Here is a 19,913-nt window from a genome sequence, read left to right as displayed (position 1 = left end):
TTCACCGACTTTATCAGAATTTCTCCGAGTCGATTTCCACCTCCGCCGGTGGGCTCCTCCGAAGACCGTTGAGTGCTTCGGGTTCCCCTCTGGCGGAGCCGTAAACGTACTGGAGCGGGGCTCCTCGATGCAAATCGAGGAGCCCCGCCGGGTGTTCAGCGCCGGTGTGGTGCTGAGGGGGTGTCAGACGTGACGTCAGACCTCGACGACCACGGGCAGGATCATCGGGCGGCGGCGGTAGCTGTCGGAGACCCACTTACCGACCGCGCGGCGCGCCAGCTGCTGGAGCTGGTGCGGGTCCACGACCCCGTCGGAGGCCGACTTGACCAGAGCATCCTCGATCTTCGGGATGACCGCGGAGAAGGCGGAGTCCTCGATACCGGAGCCCCTCGCCTGGATATGCGGACCGCCCACGATCTTGCCGGTCGTGCTGTCGACGACCACGAAGATCGAGATGATGCCCTCGTCTCCGAGGATGCGGCGGTCCTTGAGCGAGGTCTCCGTGACATCGCCGACCGAGAGGCCGTCCACGTACACGTATCCCGCCTGCACCTTGCCGACGATCTTGGCAATGCCGTCGACCAGGTCCACCACGACACCGTCCTCGGCGATGACGCAACGGTTCTTCGGAACCCCGGTCAACGCGCCCAACTCGGCGTTGGCGCGCAGATGGCGCCATTCACCGTGCACCGGCATCAGGTTCTTGGGCTTGCAGATGTTGTAGAAGTACAGCAGCTCGCCGGCCGAGGCATGGCCGGAGACATGGACCTTGGCGTTCCCCTTGTGGACGACCGTGGCGCCCCAGCGCGTCAGTCCGTTGATCACCCGGTAGACCGCGTTCTCATTGCCGGGGATCAGCGAGGAGGCCAGGATCACCGTGTCGCCCGCGACGATCCGGATCTGGTGATCGCGGTTGGCCATTCGGGACAGCGCCGCCATCGGCTCGCCCTGGGAGCCCGTGCAGACCAGCACCACCTCGTCGTCCCGAAGGTCGTCGAGGGTCTTCACATCCACCACGAGACCGGCAGGCACCCGCAGATAGCCGAGGTCACGGGCGATGCCCATGTTGCGGACCATCGACCGGCCGACGAAGGCGACCTTGCGCCCGTACTCATGTGCCGCGTCGAGGATCTGCTGGATGCGGTGCACATGGCTGGCGAAGCTGGCGACGATGATGCGCTTCTGCGCGTTGCCGAAGACCTGGCGCAGCACACCGGAGATATCGCGCTCGGGCGGTACGAACCCGGGGACCTCGGCGTTGGTGGAGTCCGCCAGGAGCAGATCGATGCCCTCCTCGCCGAGCTTGGCGAACGCGGGCAGATCCGTGAGCCGGCCGTCGAGCGGCAGCTGGTCCATCTTGAAGTCGCCGGTGTGCACGACCATGCCAGCCGGGGTGCGGATGGCGACCGCCAGGGCGTCCGGGATGGAGTGGTTGACCGCGACGAACTCGCACTCGAAGGGGCCGATCCGCTCGCGGTGCCCCTCCTCGACCTCGAGGGTGTACGGACGGATCCGGTGCTCCTGAAGCTTCGCCTCGATCAGGGCGAGCGTCAGCTTGGAGCCGATCAGCGGGATATCGGGCTTCTCGCGGAGCAGGAAGGGGACGCCGCCGATGTGGTCCTCATGGCCGTGAGTGAGGACGATGCCGTCGATGTCGTCGAGACGGTCCCGGATGGATGTGAAGTCCGGCAGGATCAGGTCGACTCCGGGCTGCTCCTCCTCGGGGAAGAGCACCCCGCAGTCGACGATCAGCAGCCGGCCGCCGTACTCGAAGACCGTCATGTTCCGGCCGATCTCACCGAGGCCGCCGAGCGGGGTGACGCGCAGACCGCCCTCGGGGAGCTTCGGCGGAGGGCCGAGCTCAGGATGCGGATGACTCAAAAGACTCTCCTCACCACGCACGCCACATGCCCCCTGGGCACATGGCGCGCGTGACATTCGTGCACTTGCTGATGTGTCTGTATGCAGTTGTGAAGTATGAAGGTGCGAGAAATCGCCTCTTTGCTTAGAGCTGTACCCCGCCGGCGGCGAGATCGCGCTTCAGCTGTTCGGTTTCCTCGGCGGTCAGCTCGACCAACGGCAGGCGCAGCGGCCCCGCGGGCTGGCCCTGGAGGGTGAGCGCGGCCTTGGTCGTGATCACACCCTGGGTGCGGAACATGCCGGTGAAGACCGGCAGCAGCTTCTGGTGGATCTCCGTTGCCTTCGCGACGTCACCCGCGAGATGGGCCTCGAGCATGGCCCGCAGCTCGGGGCTGACCAGGTGGCCGACCACGGAGACGAAGCCGACCGCGCCGACCGACAGCAGCGGCAGGTTCAGCATGTCGTCGCCGGAGTACCAGGCGAGGCGGGAGCGGGCGATGGCCCAGCTGGCGCGTCCGAGGTCGCCCTTGGCGTCCTTGTTGGCGACGATGCGCGGGTGCTCGGCCAGCCGGACCATGGTCTCGGTGCCGATCGGGACACCGCTGCGGCCCGGGATGTCGTAGAGCATGACCGGCAGGCCGGTGGCGTCGGCGATGGCGGTGAAGTGCCGGAGGAGGCCTTCCTGCGGCGGCTTGCTGTAGTACGGCGTGACGGCCAGCAGCCCGTGGGCACCGGCCTGCTCGGCGGCGCGGGCGAGCTCCACACTGTGCCGGGTGTCATTGGTACCCGCTCCGGCCACGACGTGGGCGCGGTCGCCGACCGCCTCCACCACGGCGCGTACGAGCTGGGCTTTCTCCGCATCGCTGGTGGTGGGGGACTCGCCGGTGGTGCCGTTGACGATCAGTCCGTCATTGCCGGCGTCCACCAGATGAACAGCGAGTCGCTGGGCGCCGTCGAGGTCGAGCGCGCCGTCAGTGGTGAATGGCGTGACCATGGCGGTCAGCACCCGCCCGAAAGGGGTCTGCGATGTGGATGTCGGTGCCATGGGCTCCACGCTACTCGTAGCGCGCCCCACGGCGCTCGCTCGGGGCTGCGGACGGAGCGAAGAGATGGGACCCGGCACTGCCTGCTCGGGGGTTCAAGCAGTGCCGGGCCCGTTTGTTCAGCCTAGATGAACTTCTCGAAACGCCGCAATACGGACACTTCGCCCGGTGATCCGTCCGAGGAGCGGGCCCCGGGCTACGGGGGTCGGCTACGGAGCCACTCGGCCGTTGGCGTTGAAGGCGGCGTGGGTGAGCGGCATCAGCCCCGCCCAGTGAGCCTCCATCTTCTCCCCCACCATCTCGATCTCCCGCTGCGGGAACGAGGGCACAGCGGCCTGCTCGTGCTGGGTGCGCAGCCCCAGAAAGTGCATCAGCGAGCGGGCGTTGCAGGTGGCGTACATCGAGGAGAACAGGCCGACCGGGAGCACGGCCCTGGCCACCTCGCGGGCCACTCCGGCGGCCAGCATCTCCTGGTACGCCTCATAGGCGTGGCGGTACGCGTCCTCCATGACCCGGCCGGTCAGCTCGTGCTGCGCCGGGGTGCCCTCGACGAACTCGTACTTCCCCGGGCGGCCCTGCTGGATCAGCTTGCGGGCCTCCCCCGGGACGTAGAACACCGGCTCCAGGCGGCGGTAGCGACCGGACTCCTCGTTGTACGACCAGCCCACGCGGTGCCGCATGAACTCGCGGAAGACGAAGATCGGGGCGCTGATGAAGAAGGTCATCGAGTTGTGCTCGAACGGGCTGCCGTGGCGGTCCCGCATCAGGAAGTTGATCAGCCCCTTGGACCGCTCCGGGTCCTTGGTGATCTCCTCGAGGGACTGCTCGCCCGCGGTGGACACCCGCGCGGCCCACAACACATCGGAGTCGGCAGCGCTGTGCTTGACCAGCTCGACGGTCACATCGCTGCGGAAACTGGCCTTCTCGATCTCGGCGGGGATCTCGGTCACCGGGCGGGTCCTTCCATGGTGCGTCGCTCAGGGCGGCGCCCAGCTTACGGGTCACCACCGACAGTCCCGCTCAGCCGAAATTTTTGACGGAAGTCGTCGAATCCGGGCACCCAATCGCTCATTCACACGTCCTACACACTGAAGTACTCACGTTCGAGGTTCCAAGGAGAGCCCGCAGATGTTCCGCCGGCGAGAGCCCGTGCCGTTCGCCTTCGTCGCCGAAGCCGACCGTTTCCGCAGCAATGTCACCCCACCACCCCGCCCCCGCGCCACACCGTCCCAGATCGCCGGACGGACCCTGATCGGGCTCACGATCGTCGCGGGGTTCATCGGCTCGTTGATGTTCGGGATACCCGCGCTCGACAGCCAGTCGCACCCCACCCAACAGATCCAGCAGCCAGAGGCGTCCGACGGACGCTGACCGGCGCTGGGATAGCCTCACCCAGCACAGGCCCATCCGGACATGTGTGTGAGTGAGGAACTCCCGTGCCCCTGCCCTTCCTGACCGCCGACCGCGCCCGTGACGACGACGCGGCGGCCGGAGCGGACCCGCTCGGTTACGAGGACCCGGACCGCTGGCGCCGTCCCTACCGGCCGGGGCCCTGGAGGGTCGGGGGCGCCGCTCTTATGCTGCTGCTCGCCTCGTACATCCTGTTCTCCGCCTTGATCATCGCGATGGCGGGATCGCTGTCCGCGGCGGGCGTCTGCGTCGGCGTCGCGGCGCTGATGATCGTGACAGCCGTAAGGCTGGTGCGCAGCGGTGTCGTGGTGAGCGCCCAGGGGCTGCGCCGGATCGGCCTCCTGCGCAGCACCACCGTGCGCTGGCAGGACGTCGCCGCGATACGCACGGCCCAGCAGCCGGTCCGGTGGCTGGGCCTGCCCCGCACCGTCCAGGGGCAGGCGCTGCTGCTCCAGTCGGTGCGCGGCGGAGCGCCGGACGCCCTGATCACCAGCCATGACGCCGACTTCCTGGGCCAGGCGGAGAGTTTCAACAGGGCCGCCGACGCGCTCGAGGGCTGGGCCGCCGCCCACCGCTGACGCCCACCCCACCGCTGACGCCCACTCCTGAGCCACCCGCTCACCGCTGAGCCGTACGGCCGCGGGGCGGCGCCGCTGAGCCCCCCTGATCCGTATCCGATCCTTATCCGTACCGCCGCGGGCGGCCCGGGGTCAGCCCCCGGCCGCCCGCACCGGCTTGCCGTCGTGCAGGGCGATGGCGCGCTGCATCGCCTTACGGGCGCGCGCGGTGTCCCGGGCGTCGTGGTACGCCACGGCGAGCCGGAACCAGGACCGCCAGTCGTCCGGCGACTGCTCCGTCTCGGCCCGCCGTTTGGCGAAGACGGCGTCCGCCGAGTCCCGGTCGATCCGCCCGCCGGGCGTCCGCACCAGCTCGTCGACCGGGAGGCCGCCCTCCGCCTCCAGCTCCCGGGCCAGCCGGTCCGCGCTCCGCGCGAACTGCGTGGTCTGCCACAGGAACCAGGCACCGATGAGAGGCATCACCAGTACCGCCGCACCGAAGACGACGGTGACCGGGGTGCCCTCCCGGATCAGCAGCACCCCACGGTCGCCGACCAGTACGAAGTAGACGACCAGAACGGCCGCGAGAACGAAATATATGATCTTTGCGCGCACCGCTGTGCCCTCAGTCCAGATCGAGGAAGTGTTCCAGGCCGAAGGTCAGGCCGGGGGTGGCCGCCACTCGGCGGACGCCGAGCAGGATGCCGGGCATGAAGCTGCTGTGGTGGGTGGAGTCATGGCGGATGGTGAGCGTCTCGCCCTCGCCGCCCAGCAGGACCTCCTGATGGGCCAGGAGCCCGCGCAGCCGCACCGAGTGCACCGGCACCCCGTCCACGTCCGCGCCCCGCGCCCCGTCGAGCGCCGTGGCGGTGGCGTCCGGCTGCGGGGCGCAGCCGGCCTCCCGCCGGGCCTCGGCGATCAGCTGTGCGGTGCGCGCGGCCGTGCCGGAGGGGGCGTCCACCTTGTTGGGGTGGTGCAGCTCGATGACCTCGACCGACTCGAAGAACCGGGCGGCCTGGCGGGCGAACCGCATGGTCAGCACCGCACCGATGGAAAAGTTCGGCGCGATCAGCACACCGGTGGTCGGCGAGGCGTCGAGCCAGCCGCGCAGCCGCGCCAGGCGCTCGTCCGTCCAGCCGGTGGTGCCGACGACGCCGTGGATGCCGTGGCGGACGCAGAACTCGAGGTTGTCCATCACCGAGGCCGGTTCGGTCAGCTCGACCGCCACCTCGGCGCCCGCCTCGGCCAGGGCCTGGAGCTGGTCGCCCCGGCCCAGCGCGGCGACCAGTTCCAGGTCCTCGGCGGCCTCCACGGCTCGTACGGCCTCGGAGCCGATCCGGCCGTTGGCGCCGAGGACGGCCACACGCAGCTTGCTCATCGATCCTGTTTCCTTCGATCCGGGAGGCTCTGGCACGGACTGAACCGACGTACGGCCTACGCCGACGTACGGCCTACGCCGACGTACGGCCTACGCCGACGTACGGACTACGCCGGCTGACGGACTACGCCGGCTGACGGGCTAGGCGACGGCCTCGTCGAGACGCGCCGCCTGCTTGTCCTTCAGCGGGCCGATGACGGACAGCGAAGGACGCCGTCCCAGTACATCGCGCGCCACCTCGCGCACCTCGTCCGGGGTGACCTCCGCGATCCGCTCGAGCATGTCGTCCACCGACATCTGCTCGCCCCAGCACAGCTCGCTCTTGCCGATCCGGTTCATCAGCGCGCCGGTGTCCTCCAGGCCCAGCACGGTGGAGCCGGAGAGCTGGCCGACGGCGCGCCGCAGCTCCTCGTCGCTCAGGCCGTTCTCCGCTACCTGGACGAGCTCGTCGCGGCAGATCTTGAGGACGTCGTGCACCTGGCTCGGGCGGCAGCCGGCGTAGACGCCGAAGAGCCCGCAGTCGGCGAAGCTGGAGGTGTAGGAGTAGACGCTGTAGGCGAGGCCGCGCTTCTCCCGGACCTCCTGGAAGAGCCGGGAGCTCATCCCGCCGCCCAGTGCGGTGTTGAGCACCCCGAGCGCCCAGCGGCGGTCGTCGGTGCGCGGGATGCCGGGCATGCCGAGGACGACATGGGCCTGCTCGGTCTTGCGGTTCAGCAGCCCGACCTTGCCCGCCGTACGGATCGCACGGATGCCGGCGCGCGGGGCGACCGGGGCCGCGTCCGCGTTCGACAGGGCGCCCGCCCCGTCGAACGCGGCGTGCACCTGGCGTACGACGTCGTCGTGGTCCACGTTGCCCGCGGCGGCGACGACCAGGTGGGTGGGGTCGTAGTGCTTCCGGTAGAAGCGGGCGATCTGGTCGCGGCCCAGGGCGTTGACGGTGTCGACGGTGCCCAGGACCGGGCGGCCGAGCGGGGTGTCGCCGAGCATGGTGTGGGCGAACAGGTCGTGCACACAGTCGCCCGGGTCGTCCTCGGTCATCGCGATCTCTTCCAGGACGACACCGCGCTCCGCGTCCACGTCCGCGGCGTTGATCACCGAGCCGGTCAGCATGTCGCAGACGACGTCGATGGCCAGCGGCAGATCGGTGTCGAGCACCCGTGCGTAGTAGCAGGTGTACTCCTTGGCGGTGAAGGCGTTCATCTCGCCGCCGACCGCGTCGATGGCGGCGGAGATGTCCAGCGCGGTGCGCCGCCGGGTGCCCTTGAAGAGCAGATGCTCCAGATAGTGGGTGGCCCCGCCGAGCGTACGGGTCTCGTCGCGCGAGCCGACGTGCGCCCAGATGCCGAAGGTGGCCGAGCGCACGGAGGGGAGGGTCTCGGTGACGACGCGCAGGCCCCCGGGGAGGGTCGTCCTGCGGACCGTGCCGATACCGTTCTCGCCCTCGAGAAGCGTTTGGGTACGGGCGACGGCCCGCGCCTCCGAGGAGGTGCGGGCCGTCGTGCCGTCGTCGCGGGACGTCACTTGGTGGCTTCGTCCTTCGTCTGGGGCTTGGCCTCGGCGTTGGCCTCGTCCGCGTCCCCGCTCTCCTCGTCATCGAGGACCGGGATGAGGGAGAGCTTGCCGCGCTGGTCGATCTCGGCGATCTCGACCTGGACCTTGGCGCCGACCTTCAGCACGTCCTCGACGTTCTCCACGCGCTTGCCGCCGGCGAGCTTGCGGATCTGCGAGATGTGCAGCAGGCCGTCCTTGCCCGGGAGCAGGGAGACGAACGCACCGAAGGTGGTGGTCTTCACGACCGTGCCCAGGTAGCGCTCGCCGACCTCCGGCATGGTCGGGTTGGCGATGCCGTTGATGGTCGCGCGGGCGGCCTCGGCGGCCGGGCCGTCGGCGGCACCGATGTAGATGGTGCCGTCGTCCTCGATGGTGATGTCGGCGCCGGTGTCCTCCTGGATCTGGTTGATCATCTTGCCCTTGGGGCCGATGACCTCACCGATCTTGTCGACCGGGATCTTCACGGTGATGATCCGCGGCGCGTTGGGGGACATCTCGTCCGGGACGTCGATGGCCTCGTTCATCACATCGAGGATGTGCAGCCGGGCGTCGCGGGCCTGCTTGAGGGCCGCGGCCAGCACGGACGCCGGAATGCCGTCCAGCTTGGTGTCCAGCTGCAGCGCGGTGACGAACTGCTTGGTGCCGGCGACCTTGAAGTCCATGTCGCCGAACGCGTCCTCCGCACCGAGGATGTCGGTGAGGGTGACGTAGTGGGTCTCGCCGTCGATCTCCTGGGAGATCAGGCCCATGGCGATGCCCGCGACCGGTGCCTTCAGCGGCACACCGGCGTTGAGCAGCGACATCGTCGAGGCGCAGACCGACCCCATGGAGGTCGAGCCGTTGGAACTCAGCGCCTCGGAGACCTGGCGGATGGCGTACGGGAACTCCTCGCGCGTCGGCAGCACCGGCAGCAGCGCCCGCTCGGCCAGGGCGCCGTGGCCGATCTCGCGGCGCTTGGGGGAGCCGACGCGGCCGGTCTCACCGGTGGAGTACGGCGGGAAGTTGTAGTTGTGCATGTAGCGCTTGCGGGTCTCGGGCGCGAGCGTGTCCAGCTGCTGCTCCATGCGGAGCATGTTCAGCGTGGTGACGCCCAGGATCTGGGTCTCGCCGCGCTCGAACAGCGCCGAGCCGTGGACCCGCGGAATCGCCTCGACCTCGGCGGCGAGCGTACGGATGTCCGTGACGCCGCGGCCGTCGATGCGCTTCTTCTCCTTGATGACGCGCTCGCGCACCACGGTCTTGGTCAGCGCGCGGTACGCCGCCGAGATCTCCTTCTCGCGCCCCTCGAACTGCGGCAGCAGCTTCTCGGCGGCCACGCCCTTGACGCGGTCCAGCTCGGTCTCGCGCTCCTGCTTGCCCGCGATGGTCAGCGCCTGGGCCAGCTCGTCGCGGACGGCGGCGGTGAGCGCCTCCAGGACGTCGTCCTGGTAGTCGAGGAAGATCGGGAACTCGGCGGTCGGCTTGGCGGCCTTGGCCGCGAGGTCCGCCTGCGCCTTGCACAGGACCTTGATGAAGGGCTTCGACGCCTCCAGGCCGGCGGCGACGACCTCCTCGGTGGGAGCCTCGGCGCCGTCCTTGACCAGCTGGATGGTCTTGTCGGTGGCCTCCGCCTCGACCATCATGATCGCGACATCGCCATCCTCGAGCACCCGGCCGGCGACGACCATGTCGAAGACGGCCTCCTCCAGCTCGGAGTGGGTCGGGAAGGCCACCCACTGGCCCTTGATCAGGGCGACGCGGGTGCCACCGATGGGGCCGGAGAAGGGCAGCCCGGCGAGCTGGGTGGAGCAGGAGGCGGCATTGATCGCGACCACGTCGTAGAGGTGGTCGGGGTTGAGCGCCATGATCGTCTCGACGACCTGGATCTCGTTGCGCAGGCCCTTCTTGAAGGACGGGCGCAGCGGACGGTCGATCAGACGGCAGGTGAGGATCGCGTCCTCGGAGGGGCGGCCCTCACGGCGGAAGAACGAGCCGGGGATGCGCCCCGCCGCGTACATCCGCTCCTCGACATCGACCGTGAGCGGGAAGAAGTCGAGCTGGTCCTTGGGGTTCTTGGAAACGGTGGTGGCCGACAGCACCATGGTGTCGTCGTCCAGGTAGGCCACGGCCGAACCGGCGGCCTGACGGGCCAGGCGGCCCGTCTCAAAACGGATGGTGCGGGTGCCGAAGGTGCCGTTGTCGATGACCGCTTCGGCGTAGTGGGTCTCGTTCTCCACCAGGAAAATCTCCTCTTCTGCGTCCCTCGTCCGTGTGACGGTGGACGGTGGTGGAGCAGCGCCCCGGGCCTTACTGGCCGGCAGCCGGGCCGGTCTTCGATCGAAGCCACCGGAATTGCCAGTTCCGGGAGCCACTACCGAGGACCGGCTCCTGTGGCGCCGGTGCGGCGGGAATGAGGCGCTCCTCCTCGTTCGTTATGGCGTTGTTGGGACCAGACTACAAAGCTTCGGCCGTCATCACGACGGCTGTACTGTCCGGCCCCTACGGTACGTAGCGATGGCGCTACGCACCGGCGCGAAGACCGTACGGGTCAGCATTGGCTCACCTTTGGCCGAAACCGTACGGCGCCACGTATGGCAAAGGGAGCGGCCCCCGTCGCGGGAACCGCTCCCTGCCTTGGCGTCTTACTTGGCGCCCGCCGCACCGCGACGGATGCCCAGGCGCTCGACCAGCGCACGGAAGCGCGTGATGTCCTTCTTCGCCAGGTACTGCAGCAGGCGGCGGCGCTGGCCGACCAGGAGCAGCAGACCCCGGCGGGAGTGGTGGTCGTGCTTGTGGGTCTTGAGGTGCTCGGTGAGGTCGGAGATGCGGCGCGTGAGCATCGCGACCTGGACCTCGGGGGAGCCGGTGTCGCCCTCCTTGGTGGCGAACTCGGTCATGATCTGCTTCTTGGTAACGGCGTCGAGCGACACTCGGTACTCCTTGTTCTCGTCATCAGCCGCCGAGTGCCCCTGGTCGATGTCTCAGGGGATCTTCCGTGACTCGGGAGGCGGGGTCCGCTGGGCGCTGTCTCCCGAGACTCGAGGCCTCCGGGGACGCGTACGCAAACGGCCAGGACATAGGGTACCAGCGTCTTGGTGGGGGGCGTGTGGGGGTGGGCCGGCGGGGAGTGTCCGGGGCTAGAAGACGGGCATGGCGGTGAGGGTGCCGGACTGCAGAGCGAACACGCGGTTCCCAGCCGCCGCGAGCCGCCAGCCTCCCTCGGTCCCCGGACCGTACGGCCAAGCGACGCTTCCGCTGCGGACATCGACCGCCACCACGCCTTGGTTCCCGCGCTCATCGACAGCCGCCCACACACTGCCACCCTCGGCGACGGGGGCGTCAAGCGGGTGGTCGTCGGACGCGAACGGCAGCGTCCACATCTCCGCTCCGTCCCCCGCCCGCCGTGCCGAGAGGTCGGTGCCGTCCACGGCGTACACCACGCCCTTCCGCACGGCCGGCGCTGTCCAGCCGGTCCCGCCCTGACCGGCATGGGCCCACTTCTCCTCACCGCTCGCCAGGGCGAGCGCCCTCAGGCTCTTCCCTCCGAGGTAGACGACACCGTCCACGACGGCGGGGGCGAGGGCGGTGGGGGACCCCTGCTCACGCGGGCCCCAGGCGGTCCTGCCCGTTCGGGTGTCGAGGGCGGCCACGCCGCCGTCCGATCCGTGGATCACCAGGCGGCGGTCGGCGACCGCCGCCTGGGCCGGCGCCTTGGCGGATGTGGCCACGGGCGCCGGGACGGTCCACAGCGTGCGGTGCGAGGTGAGATCCACGGCGCGTATCCGACCGCCGCGGGTGGCGAGGTAGGCCGCGCTCTCGTCGGCGCCGAGCAGCACCGCCGCGTCGGCGCCCGGCACCGACCACCGCTTCGTGCCGTCCTTGGTGTCCAGTCCCAGCAGCGCCCCCTTGGCGTCGGCGGTAAGGATGACGTCGTCGGACGCGACGAGCACGCGGGCGGTGGTGGCGGCCGTGCGCTCGGAGGTCCACCGCCGCTTCCCGCTCCGCACGTCGTACGCGCGCAGCGCACCGCTGGAGGTCGCGACGACCACCAGGTCGTGGACGGGCAGCGGAGCGGGCAGATCGGTGCCGGAGCTCTCGGCGACGCGGACCGGACCCCACAGCGGCTGTGGCGCTGTTCCTTCGTCATAGCGCGACAGCGGCTCGGCCTCCCAGGGCCGCCCGCCGGACTCCGCCGCGTCACCGCGCAGCAGCCACCACGCGACGCCTCCCCCACCCGCCGCGAGCACGGCGCCGCCCGCGGCGAGCGTGCCGATGAGCCGCCGCCTGGAGGTGCCCGGCCGGTCGCCGGGCAGGGCGGCCATGCGCCGGGCGTCCGCCTCGCGCCGCGCGATGTCCTGCGCGAGCGGTCCGCTCCGCCAGACCCGGTCCGCGCCCCGGGGCGGCGCCAGTGCCCGGCCGATCCGGTCGAGACCGGGCCGGGCCCCGGGGTCCTTGGCCAGACAGGGCGCGACCAGGGGCCGCAGCGCCCCGGGCACCGCGCCCAGCTCCGGCTCACCGTGCACCACCTGGTACTGCACGGCGGCCACATGGCCGCCCTCGTAGACCGGCCGCCCGCCCGCCGCGTAGGCGAGGACCACTCCGAGGGAGAACACATCGCCCGCGGGGCCGGTCCGCTGGCCCAGGACCTGCTCGGGCGGGGCGTAGCCGGGGGTGGCGACGGTCTGCCCGGTGGTGGTCAGCGTCAGCCCGTGCTCGGGCCGGGCGATCCCGAAGTCGATGATCCTTGGGCCGCGGGAGGTCAGCACGATGTTGGACGGTTTGAGGTCCCGGTGGACCAGCCCGGCACCGTGGATATCGTGGAGCGTACGGACCAGCGCGGCTCCCAACGCCCTTACGGCGGGCTCCTCCAGGGCGCCGTACCGCTCCACGGCCTGGTCGAGCGTGGGTCCGGCGAGGAACTCCGTGGCGATCCACGGCCGCCCGCCCTCGGTCCGCGCCGCGAGCACCCGCGCCACCCCGTCGCCCCGCACGGCCTGGGCCGCGTGCGCCTCGCGCACGAAACGCTGGGCCATATGGGGGTCGTGGGCCACTTCGGGCCGCAGCACCTTGATCGCCGCGATCCGGCCCTCGGAATCCCGCCCCAGGTAGACCTGGCCCATGCCGCCCGCGCCGAGCACGCCGGTGAGGCGGTACGGGCCGAGGCGCAGCGGATCGCCGGTGCCGAGGGGTTTCATGGGAGAGGTCTCCTGGTCGATGAGGGGTTGATCGGATCAACGAGGCGGTGGGGCGGCCGGGCGGGCCAGGTGCCGGGTCATTCCAGCGGGATGGCGCAGACGGTCTTGCCATTGGTGATGACGACCAGACCTGCGCGGCCGTGCGCCCGCATCACGGAGGCGGACATGCCGTCCTTGTCACCGGAGGGCCCCTGGAAGGTCCATGCCGTGCGATGGGTGCGGAGGTCGACGGCTCTGGCCCAGCGGTCCTTCTCCGGCGAGGCGTAGAAGTACCTCTCGCCGACGACCGGAGTGGATTCATAGGCTTCGGAGGAGGCCGTCTGGTCGGCTGCCCCCTTCTCCTGCCACAGCAGCCGCCCGCTCTTCGCGTCCAGGGCGACGAGGCCGTTCCTCCGCTCGACGCTGTAGACCACACCGTCCTTGACGACCGGCGGGCCGTAGTGCTCCATCCGCGGGTCGTAGCTCTCCCTGGATGTGCGCTCCGCGCCGAACCGCCATGCGGTCGCGCCATCGGTGGTGCGCAGCGCGAGGAGCTCCCGACCACCGGTGAACACGTGATCGTCGGTGGCAGCGAAGGCCCTGTCCAGGGAGATCACCGCGTCGGATCCGAGCGGAATCCGCTTCGACCAGCGCTGGGCCCCGCTGTGCGGGTCGACGGCGATGGCCTCGTCCCCCGAGAAGCGCAGGAGTGTGGCACCGGCGGACGCCGCGGCGATGGGGTCGCTGGTACCCGGGGCGATGGCACGGGCCCAGAGCCGCTTCCCCGTACGCAGGTTGACGGCCAGACGCTTCTCTCCGCCCTTCGCAAATCCCTCGGCGAACAAGGTGCCGGCCATCACCGCGAGGAGTTTCGGTTCGAGGCCCAAGGAGCCGGTGCGAGCGATCGGGGTCTTGAGATTGCCCGTCTCGAGGTCGACGGGAGCGATCGCGGTGGCGCCACTCTGGTCGTCCGCCTCACAGGCGAGGAGCCGGTCCCCGTCGACGACGACGGGGACGGTCCGGTCGCTCTCCCCGCGCTTCTCGCCGGTCTTCGCGTCCACGCACAGGAACCCGTTGTCGTGGACGATGACGACATGGTCACCGACGATCAGGGCCTCGAGGTCCGTGGTCGCCTCGGGGACGGACATCTTCCACACCAGACGCGGGCCCACACCGGCGGGGCGGCGGGTGGAGCGGGGCGACGCGGCCGTACCGCCGTTGGATTCCTCCGGGCCGAGCCAGGCCCACGCCCCGGCCACCCCACCGGCGACGAGCGCGCCGCCGCCCACTGCCGCGATCAGCTTCCGCCGGGAGAGCGCGGCTCCCAGCCGCCGCGGCCCAGCGGTTTCGGTGCGGTGCTCCGCCTCCCGGGGAGCCGGGAGCCTGCTGGGCTGGGCCTCCCATACGGCCGTGCAGCGCCGGGCGATCTCCGCGAGGACCAGGTCCGGCAACTGGTCCGCGAACCGCCGGAGGTCACCCGCGTGATGCGTGCCCGTGCGGAGCCGCTCCCCCAGTTCCACGGTGCCGGGCCGCCGCCGGGGGTCCTTGGCGAAACACGGCTCCAGTACGGTGCGCAATTCCCCCGGCAGCCCGGACAGGTCGGGGTCGGTGTACCGCACCCGGTAGAGCAGATCGGCGGGCTGTCCGCCGCCGAAGGGCGGGCGGCCGGTGGCCACGAAGACGAGCACTCCGGCGAGGGCGAACACATCGCCCGCGGCGGTGTGTTCACCACCGGAGACCTGTTCGGGCGACATATAGGCGGGCGTTCCGGCCGCCGCGCCCGTACGGGTGAGCCGGTCGTCGCCCACCGCGCGGGCGATGCCGAAGTCGATGACCTTGGGGCCGAGTGCGGTCACCAGGATGTTGGAGGGCTTGAGGTCGCGGTGGACCACATCGGACCGGTGCAGCTGAGCGAGCGCGTCGCACAGGGCGGCTCCCAGCGCCCGTACGGCCTGCTCGGGCAGCGGCCCGGCGAGGGCGACCGCGTCGTCGAGCGGCGGGCCGAGGACGTATTCGGTGGCCAGCCAAGGCGTTGGGGCCAGCGGATCGGCGTCGATGACCCGTGCGCCGTACTGTCCGCCGATGACGCGTGCCGCGTCGGTCTCCAGCTGGAACCGGGTGCGGAATTCGGCCTGCTCGGCGTAGTGCGTGTGCACCGTCTTGAGGGCGACCATCCGCCCCTTGGGCGAGCGGCCCAGATAGACCGTGCCCATTCCGCCGCCGCCGAGCCGGGCGAGAAGGGTGTACGAACCGAGGGCTTGCGGATCGTCGTGGGTGAGGGGAGAGACCATCGGTATCCGTATCAGTCCACTGGCAGGGCGTAGAGGATGGTGCCGTTCAGGACGAGGACGATTCCGGGTGCGACGCCCACGACCTGGCCCGGCGCGGCGGCTTGTTGGCCCTTCCCGGCGAGTGCCGACCGCCACCGCAGCGAGCCGTCCGCCGCGTCCAGGGCCTCGATCTCCGCGTCGGTCACCTGGAAGACCGTGGCGCCCGAGTGGCTGACCGCGGTGTCGCCCCTCGTCCACGAGGATTCCAAGGGGGCGGCACTGCGGCGCCGCCAACGCGTGCTGCCGCTGCGCACATCGATGGCATAGGTGGTGGCGCGGGAGTCGGTGGCGTACACCGCCTGCCCATGAGCGGCCGGAGTGCCGGACACCCTCCCCTTGGTCTTGACCCGCCAGCGCTCCTTACCGCCGGCGAGGTGGTACCCCCTCAGCATGTGTTCGTCGCAGGAGACCAGGAGATCTCCCGGAGTCACCAGGCGCTGCTCGGCGCTCTCGTCCTTCATCCCGGCGAATTTTCGCGTCCACAGCTTCCGACCGCTGCGGCGGTCGAGGGCCAGATACGAGGAGGTGTTCTCGCCGTCGTCCCCTTGGCTCGGCAGGATGAGCATGGTGCTGAGCAGAAGCGCGGTGGTGTTGCCGTCTCCCTGATACGGAGCGGGGAGCGGCGCACGCCATATCTCCTTGCGCCGCGCGGAGTCGTAGCAGACCACCGCGTGGTCCTCCGTCCCCGTGCCCCCACTCGCGTACTTCCTGGTCAGGAACCAGCAGATGTCCTTGTCAGCCCCGAGGAATTGGTAGATCGCCGGGCCCTCCACTCCGTCATACCGCCGCTCCACCCCCTTGATGCGGCCCGTGGCGAGCGAGACCACGGAGAAGGCCGAGGTGTCCGGGGAGACGAAAGTGCCGTTGCCGAGAAGCGTGAGGGCGGACATGGGATAGAGCTTGTCGCGCGACCAGATCTTCTTGCCGGTCCGGAGATTGAGCGCGGTCACGGAGTCGGTGGTCCAGACGAGGGCGGTTTTGCCGCGCCAGAGCAGCGGTGGCTGCTGTGGCTCGCTCCCGAGGTCGTGACGCCACAGCGGAGCGGGCGCGATCCCGCGCCGAGCGGACGTCTCTCGCGATCCCGTCCCCTCGCCGACCGCCCGCCAGCCGGCCACTCCGCCCGCTCCGAGTGCGAGACCGACCGCTCCGGAGAGGCCGCCGACGACCACGGCGCGCCGGGAGCGACCCGGCGGTGGGGTGGCAGCCCCCTCCTCAGTGAGCGCGTGGGCAGCCATGGGAGCCTGCGCCGGATAGGCCGCGGCCTGCCGGGCAAGGGCCATCGCCACGGCATCGGGTAGTCGGCCGACGGCATCAGGCGCCGACGCCGCCCGGAGCTCCCGGGCCACCGTGCCCGGCCGGGGCCGCTGCCCGGGATCCTGCGCGAGACAGACCGCGAGCAGCTCTCTCAGCCCGTCCGGCAGTGCCGCGCGCGTCCCCTCGGCCACGTCTCGGCGGCCCGTCGCGGCGTAGCACAGCACGGCGCCCAGCGCGTAGACATCCCCCGCCGGGCTGGGCCGTTCACCCGCTCGCTGCTCCGGCGACAGGGTGAAGGCATCGACTCCGAGCGACGCGCCACGGCCCGGACCGTTCAGCACCGCCGCTCGCGCCAGCCCGTACCCGGTCAGCCGGGGTCCATCCCTCATGAGCAGCGTGGCCTGCGGCGAGATCCCGGCGTGAACGAGGCCGCCGGCATGCCAGTTGGCGAGGGCGTGAGCGAGCACCGCGCCGAGCGCGCGCACCGTGGGTTCGGGCAGCGGACCGTCGCACGCGGCCACCGCTGTGGGAAGCGGCAGGGCGGGAAAGCAGGCGTAGGCGACCCAGGGGAGATCCGCGTCCGGCCCGGCGACATCGATCACGGGAGCCGCGCAACCCCCGGTCAGGCGACGGGAGTTCTCACCCTCCGACCGGAACCGCACCCGGTATCCGGGGTCGTCGGCGAGGGTTTCGTGCGGCAGCATCAACACGGCCGTGCGGCCGGTGCGGTCGTCCCTGGCGATACGGCGGCGCGCGTCATCGGCCTGCCCACCGGCGTCCAGCGTGCCGATGATGCGGTACGGGCCGAGCCGCGACGGTTCGGCCAATCGCTGCGGTTCCATTCGCTCCTCCGGACAGCCGTGGCTCAGCTCAACGGCACGGCGTAGACGCTTCTCCCGCTGGTGACGACAGCCAGGCCGTCCGTCACGGCCACCCGGCGCCGCGCCGTGACGGATCCCTTGTCCGCCGCGGCACCGAGGTCCATGAAGCGCCACCGCAGGGCGCCGTCCTCGGCGTCGAAAGCGTCGACTTCCACGTCGTTCGCCGTGAGCACCGTGCGTCCGGACGGATCCACGGCCGTGTCGGGTGTACGCGCTCCGGACAGCGTCTTCATCGCGAAGGCGTAGGTCCGCTGCCAGCGCACCTCTCCCGTGGCCGTCGACAGCGCGTGGACCGCGTAGCCTCCGTCGGCGGCGTACACGACGTCGCCGTGCACGACCGGAGCGCCGAAGTCGGCGGTGCGCCCGGATCCGGCCTCGCCCTTGGCCGTCACGCTCCACGCGGAGCCGCCGCCGTCCGCCAAGCCGTATCCGCGCAAGGTGGTGCTGACAGCGGCGATGAGGGTGTCACGGCCATCGGTGGTCACCGGCCGTCCGGCGGTCACGCCCTCATAGGACCGCCGCCACCGGCGTGTCCCTCGTTCCCGGTCGAAGGCCAGGAACATCTCGCCCCGCACGACGAGGGTGTCCTTCGTCAGGTACCCCTCGTCGAAGCCCCCGGGCAACGGGCCGCGCCAGAGCTCTTCCCGCCCGGCGAGGTCATAGGCGATCACGAGACCATCGTCGGCCGCGCCGCTCCCCCGGCGGCCCGCCGCGAGCCAGACGGTCCCGCCTTCCACCGCCAGCAGGGCGGCGTACGGAGTGCGTCCACCCGGCCGGAAGCTCTTCGGCCACCACTGGATGTCGCCGGTTTCGGCGGACAGCGCGGCGAGCCCGTCACCCGGGACCAGGATCGAATCCTTACCGATGGGCAGAAGCCGTCCCCTGGGGCGGACGTCGTCCTGCGTCCAGAGTCGCTTGCCCGTACGGAGGTCGATTCCGGTGACGGCCGCGTCGTTCGCGACGACGGCGACCTTGTCCGACCAGATGAGCGGGGGGTGTGTCGGTGGCCCACCGGCGATGTCATGGCGCCACAGCGGTGTGGGCGGGGCGCCTGCGAGCCGACGACGGGAGTGGTTGGCCGCTGCCAGGCGCTCGGCCGGGGTGGGCGGCAGAGGGTCGTCCTCGGCGGTCGCCATCCACATCGCACCGCCGCCGAGCGCGAGACCGGCCGAACCAGAGGCCGCCCCGACGAGCAGGGCTCGCCTGGAGGGCCGTGCGGCATCCGGCCGAGGCGGACTCCCGGTGACGCCGGCGCCGTCCGGCAGGCGGGTCGGCGCATGCGGGGCGCCGGGCATGTCACCCCGGCCCGCGGCGATGGGGTCCGGCGCGCCCGGTGTCTCTCCCGGGTTCGGCGCGCCCTCCTTCAGCTTCAGCGGCGTGCGCACCGCCGACTCCGCTTCCGCCGGCTCGACTTCCGGCTCGACTTCCGCCGCCAGCGTCGCCGCGGACTGCTCGGCCAGTGCGACGACCACCGGTGCCGGCAGCCAGCCGGGGCTCAGCAGCGCCGCCGCCCTGCCAAGGCCCCCGTCCACCGCGGTCGAACCTGGCCCACCGGCCGGCATGGCCGCGGGCGGACCCGCGGACCCGCTGTCGAGCACCGTCGGCGTGGGCCCCGAGGACGCCGCCGTCACGCTCGCCGACAGCGGGAACCGCACGCCCCGGGTCAGCCCGTCCACCAGCGCCGCCGCCGTCGGGCGCTCCGCCGGGTCCGGAGCGAGACACGGGAGCACGATGCTCCTCAGCTCCTCCGGCAGATCGCCCGCCTCGGACAGCCGCCGCCCGGTCGCCGCGTACGCCAGCACCGCGCCCAGCGCGTAGACGTCCCCCAGCGGCCGTGGGCGCCCGCCCGCGATCTGCTCCGGAGGCAGGGCGTCGGCGGCCAACCCGGAAAGCCCCACTCGACTCTGCCCGTCGGGTCCCGCTGCCCGTACCGCGCCGAAACCTCCCAGCCACGGCCCGTCACTCGTCACGAAGACGGTCCCCGGCGCGATCCCCGCGTGGGTGAAGCCCGCCCGGTGGATCTCCGCCAGCGTCTCGGCCAGGGCCGCTCCCAGCGCACGTAAGGTCCGGACCGGAAGCGGCCCCCCACACATCTGCAACACGCCCGGCAGCGGCAGCATCGGGCGGTACGGAAACGCGCTCCACGGGGGTTCGGGCGCACTGTCGGAGATCTCGACGGGGGCGAGCCGGGCAAGCGGCCAAGCGCCGGCAAGCCGTCGGGCGCCCTCCGCCTCCGTCAGAAAGCGGCTGCGGTACGCCGCGTCCTCGGCGAACTCGGCAGACGGCGTGCTGATGAGCACCGTACGGACCCCACCGGCACTGCGAGCGAGAAAGAGGCGGGCGGCCTCCGCCGGGTCTTCCTCACCAGGAGCCAGCTTGGCGATGATGTGATACGGCCCGAGCCGCCGCGGGTCGTCCTCGCTCAGCGGTTCCACCCACGCCTCCCGAACTCCCCGGGCAGCCGTACGGTGGGCGCCCCTCCCGGAGGAAGGGCCA

The 19,913-nt window shown here is 71.1% G+C and carries 14 protein-coding genes; 2 read left to right on the top strand and 12 right to left on the bottom strand.

The window, feature by feature from the left end:
- Positions 1-195 precede the first annotated feature (195 nt).
- The 3 genes from JK364_RS48770 to thyX all read right to left on the bottom strand — a co-directional run bounded on the left by JK364_RS48770 (position 196) and on the right by thyX (position 3,853).
- Positions 196-1,881, bottom strand: coding sequence for a ribonuclease J (locus tag JK364_RS48770; protein ID WP_201857907.1), 1,686 nt, complete (start codon positions 1,879-1,881; stop codon positions 196-198).
- Positions 1,882-2,005: 124 nt separating this feature from the next.
- Positions 2,006-2,905 carry a 4-hydroxy-tetrahydrodipicolinate synthase gene (dapA, locus tag JK364_RS48765; RefSeq protein WP_201857906.1) on the bottom strand — a complete coding sequence of 300 codons (900 nt, stop codon included), beginning with the start codon at positions 2,903-2,905 and terminating at the stop codon, positions 2,006-2,008.
- Between the two features lie 207 nt (positions 2,906-3,112).
- On the bottom strand, positions 3,113-3,853 hold the full coding sequence (gene thyX / locus JK364_RS48760; protein ID WP_201857905.1) for an FAD-dependent thymidylate synthase: 741 nt from the start codon (positions 3,851-3,853) through the stop codon (positions 3,113-3,115).
- A 178-nt stretch (positions 3,854-4,031) separates the two neighbouring features.
- Here thyX and JK364_RS48755 point away from each other — a divergent pair, with 178 nt between their 5' ends.
- Together JK364_RS48755 and JK364_RS48750 are read left to right on the top strand one after the other, a co-directional pair.
- Positions 4,032-4,274, top strand: coding sequence for a hypothetical protein (locus tag JK364_RS48755; protein WP_201857904.1), 243 nt, complete (start codon positions 4,032-4,034; stop codon positions 4,272-4,274).
- Between the two features lie 65 nt (positions 4,275-4,339).
- Positions 4,340-4,891 carry an SCO5741 family PH domain-containing membrane protein gene (locus tag JK364_RS48750; RefSeq protein ID WP_201857903.1) on the top strand — a complete coding sequence of 184 codons (552 nt, stop codon included), beginning with the start codon at positions 4,340-4,342 and terminating at the stop codon, positions 4,889-4,891.
- 132 nt (positions 4,892-5,023) lie between these two features.
- On the opposite strand, the gene JK364_RS48745 is transcribed toward JK364_RS48750, so the two are convergent.
- The 9 genes from JK364_RS48745 to JK364_RS48705 all read right to left on the bottom strand — a co-directional run bounded on the left by JK364_RS48745 (position 5,024) and on the right by JK364_RS48705 (position 19,852).
- The gene (locus JK364_RS48745) at positions 5,024-5,485 is read right to left on the bottom strand and encodes a tetratricopeptide repeat protein (RefSeq protein WP_201857902.1); all 462 of its coding nucleotides are present in this window, start codon (positions 5,483-5,485) and stop codon (positions 5,024-5,026) included.
- A gap of 10 nt (positions 5,486-5,495) precedes the next feature.
- Positions 5,496-6,248, bottom strand: coding sequence for a 4-hydroxy-tetrahydrodipicolinate reductase (gene dapB, locus JK364_RS48740; protein WP_201857901.1), 753 nt, complete (start codon positions 6,246-6,248; stop codon positions 5,496-5,498).
- A gap of 141 nt (positions 6,249-6,389) precedes the next feature.
- Positions 6,390-7,769 (bottom strand): M16 family metallopeptidase, encoded by a 1,380-nt coding sequence (locus JK364_RS48735; protein WP_201857900.1) that lies wholly within the window; start codon positions 7,767-7,769, stop codon positions 6,390-6,392.
- A complete protein-coding gene (locus JK364_RS48730; protein WP_201857899.1) occupies positions 7,766-10,015 on the bottom strand; it encodes a polyribonucleotide nucleotidyltransferase in 2,250 nt (749 codons plus the stop codon). Before JK364_RS48730 ends, JK364_RS48735 begins: the two co-directional genes overlap by 4 nt.
- Before the next feature lie 405 nt (positions 10,016-10,420).
- Positions 10,421-10,708, bottom strand: a complete 288-nt coding sequence (gene rpsO / locus JK364_RS48725) for a 30S ribosomal protein S15 (RefSeq protein ID WP_201857898.1) — start codon at positions 10,706-10,708, stop codon at positions 10,421-10,423.
- Between the two features lie 207 nt (positions 10,709-10,915).
- Complete coding sequence (locus JK364_RS48720) at positions 10,916-12,973, bottom strand: serine/threonine-protein kinase (protein WP_201857897.1); 2,058 nt, start codon at positions 12,971-12,973, stop codon at positions 10,916-10,918.
- Positions 12,974-13,050: 77 nt separating this feature from the next.
- Complete coding sequence (locus JK364_RS48715) at positions 13,051-15,243, bottom strand: protein kinase domain-containing protein (RefSeq protein WP_201857896.1); 2,193 nt, start codon at positions 15,241-15,243, stop codon at positions 13,051-13,053.
- Positions 15,244-15,254: 11 nt separating this feature from the next.
- A complete protein-coding gene (locus JK364_RS48710) occupies positions 15,255-17,378 on the bottom strand; it encodes an outer membrane protein assembly factor BamB family protein (protein WP_201857895.1) in 2,124 nt (707 codons plus the stop codon).
- A 23-nt stretch (positions 17,379-17,401) separates the two neighbouring features.
- A complete protein-coding gene (locus JK364_RS48705) occupies positions 17,402-19,852 on the bottom strand; it encodes an outer membrane protein assembly factor BamB family protein (RefSeq protein WP_201857894.1) in 2,451 nt (816 codons plus the stop codon).
- Positions 19,853-19,913 lie beyond the last annotated feature (61 nt).

Source organism: Streptomyces endocoffeicus, from assembly GCF_016741935.1.
GTDB classification, from domain to species: Bacteria; Actinomycetota; Actinomycetes; order Streptomycetales; family Streptomycetaceae; genus Streptomyces; species Streptomyces endocoffeicus.
This window is presented reverse-complemented; position numbering and strand designations above follow the sequence as displayed.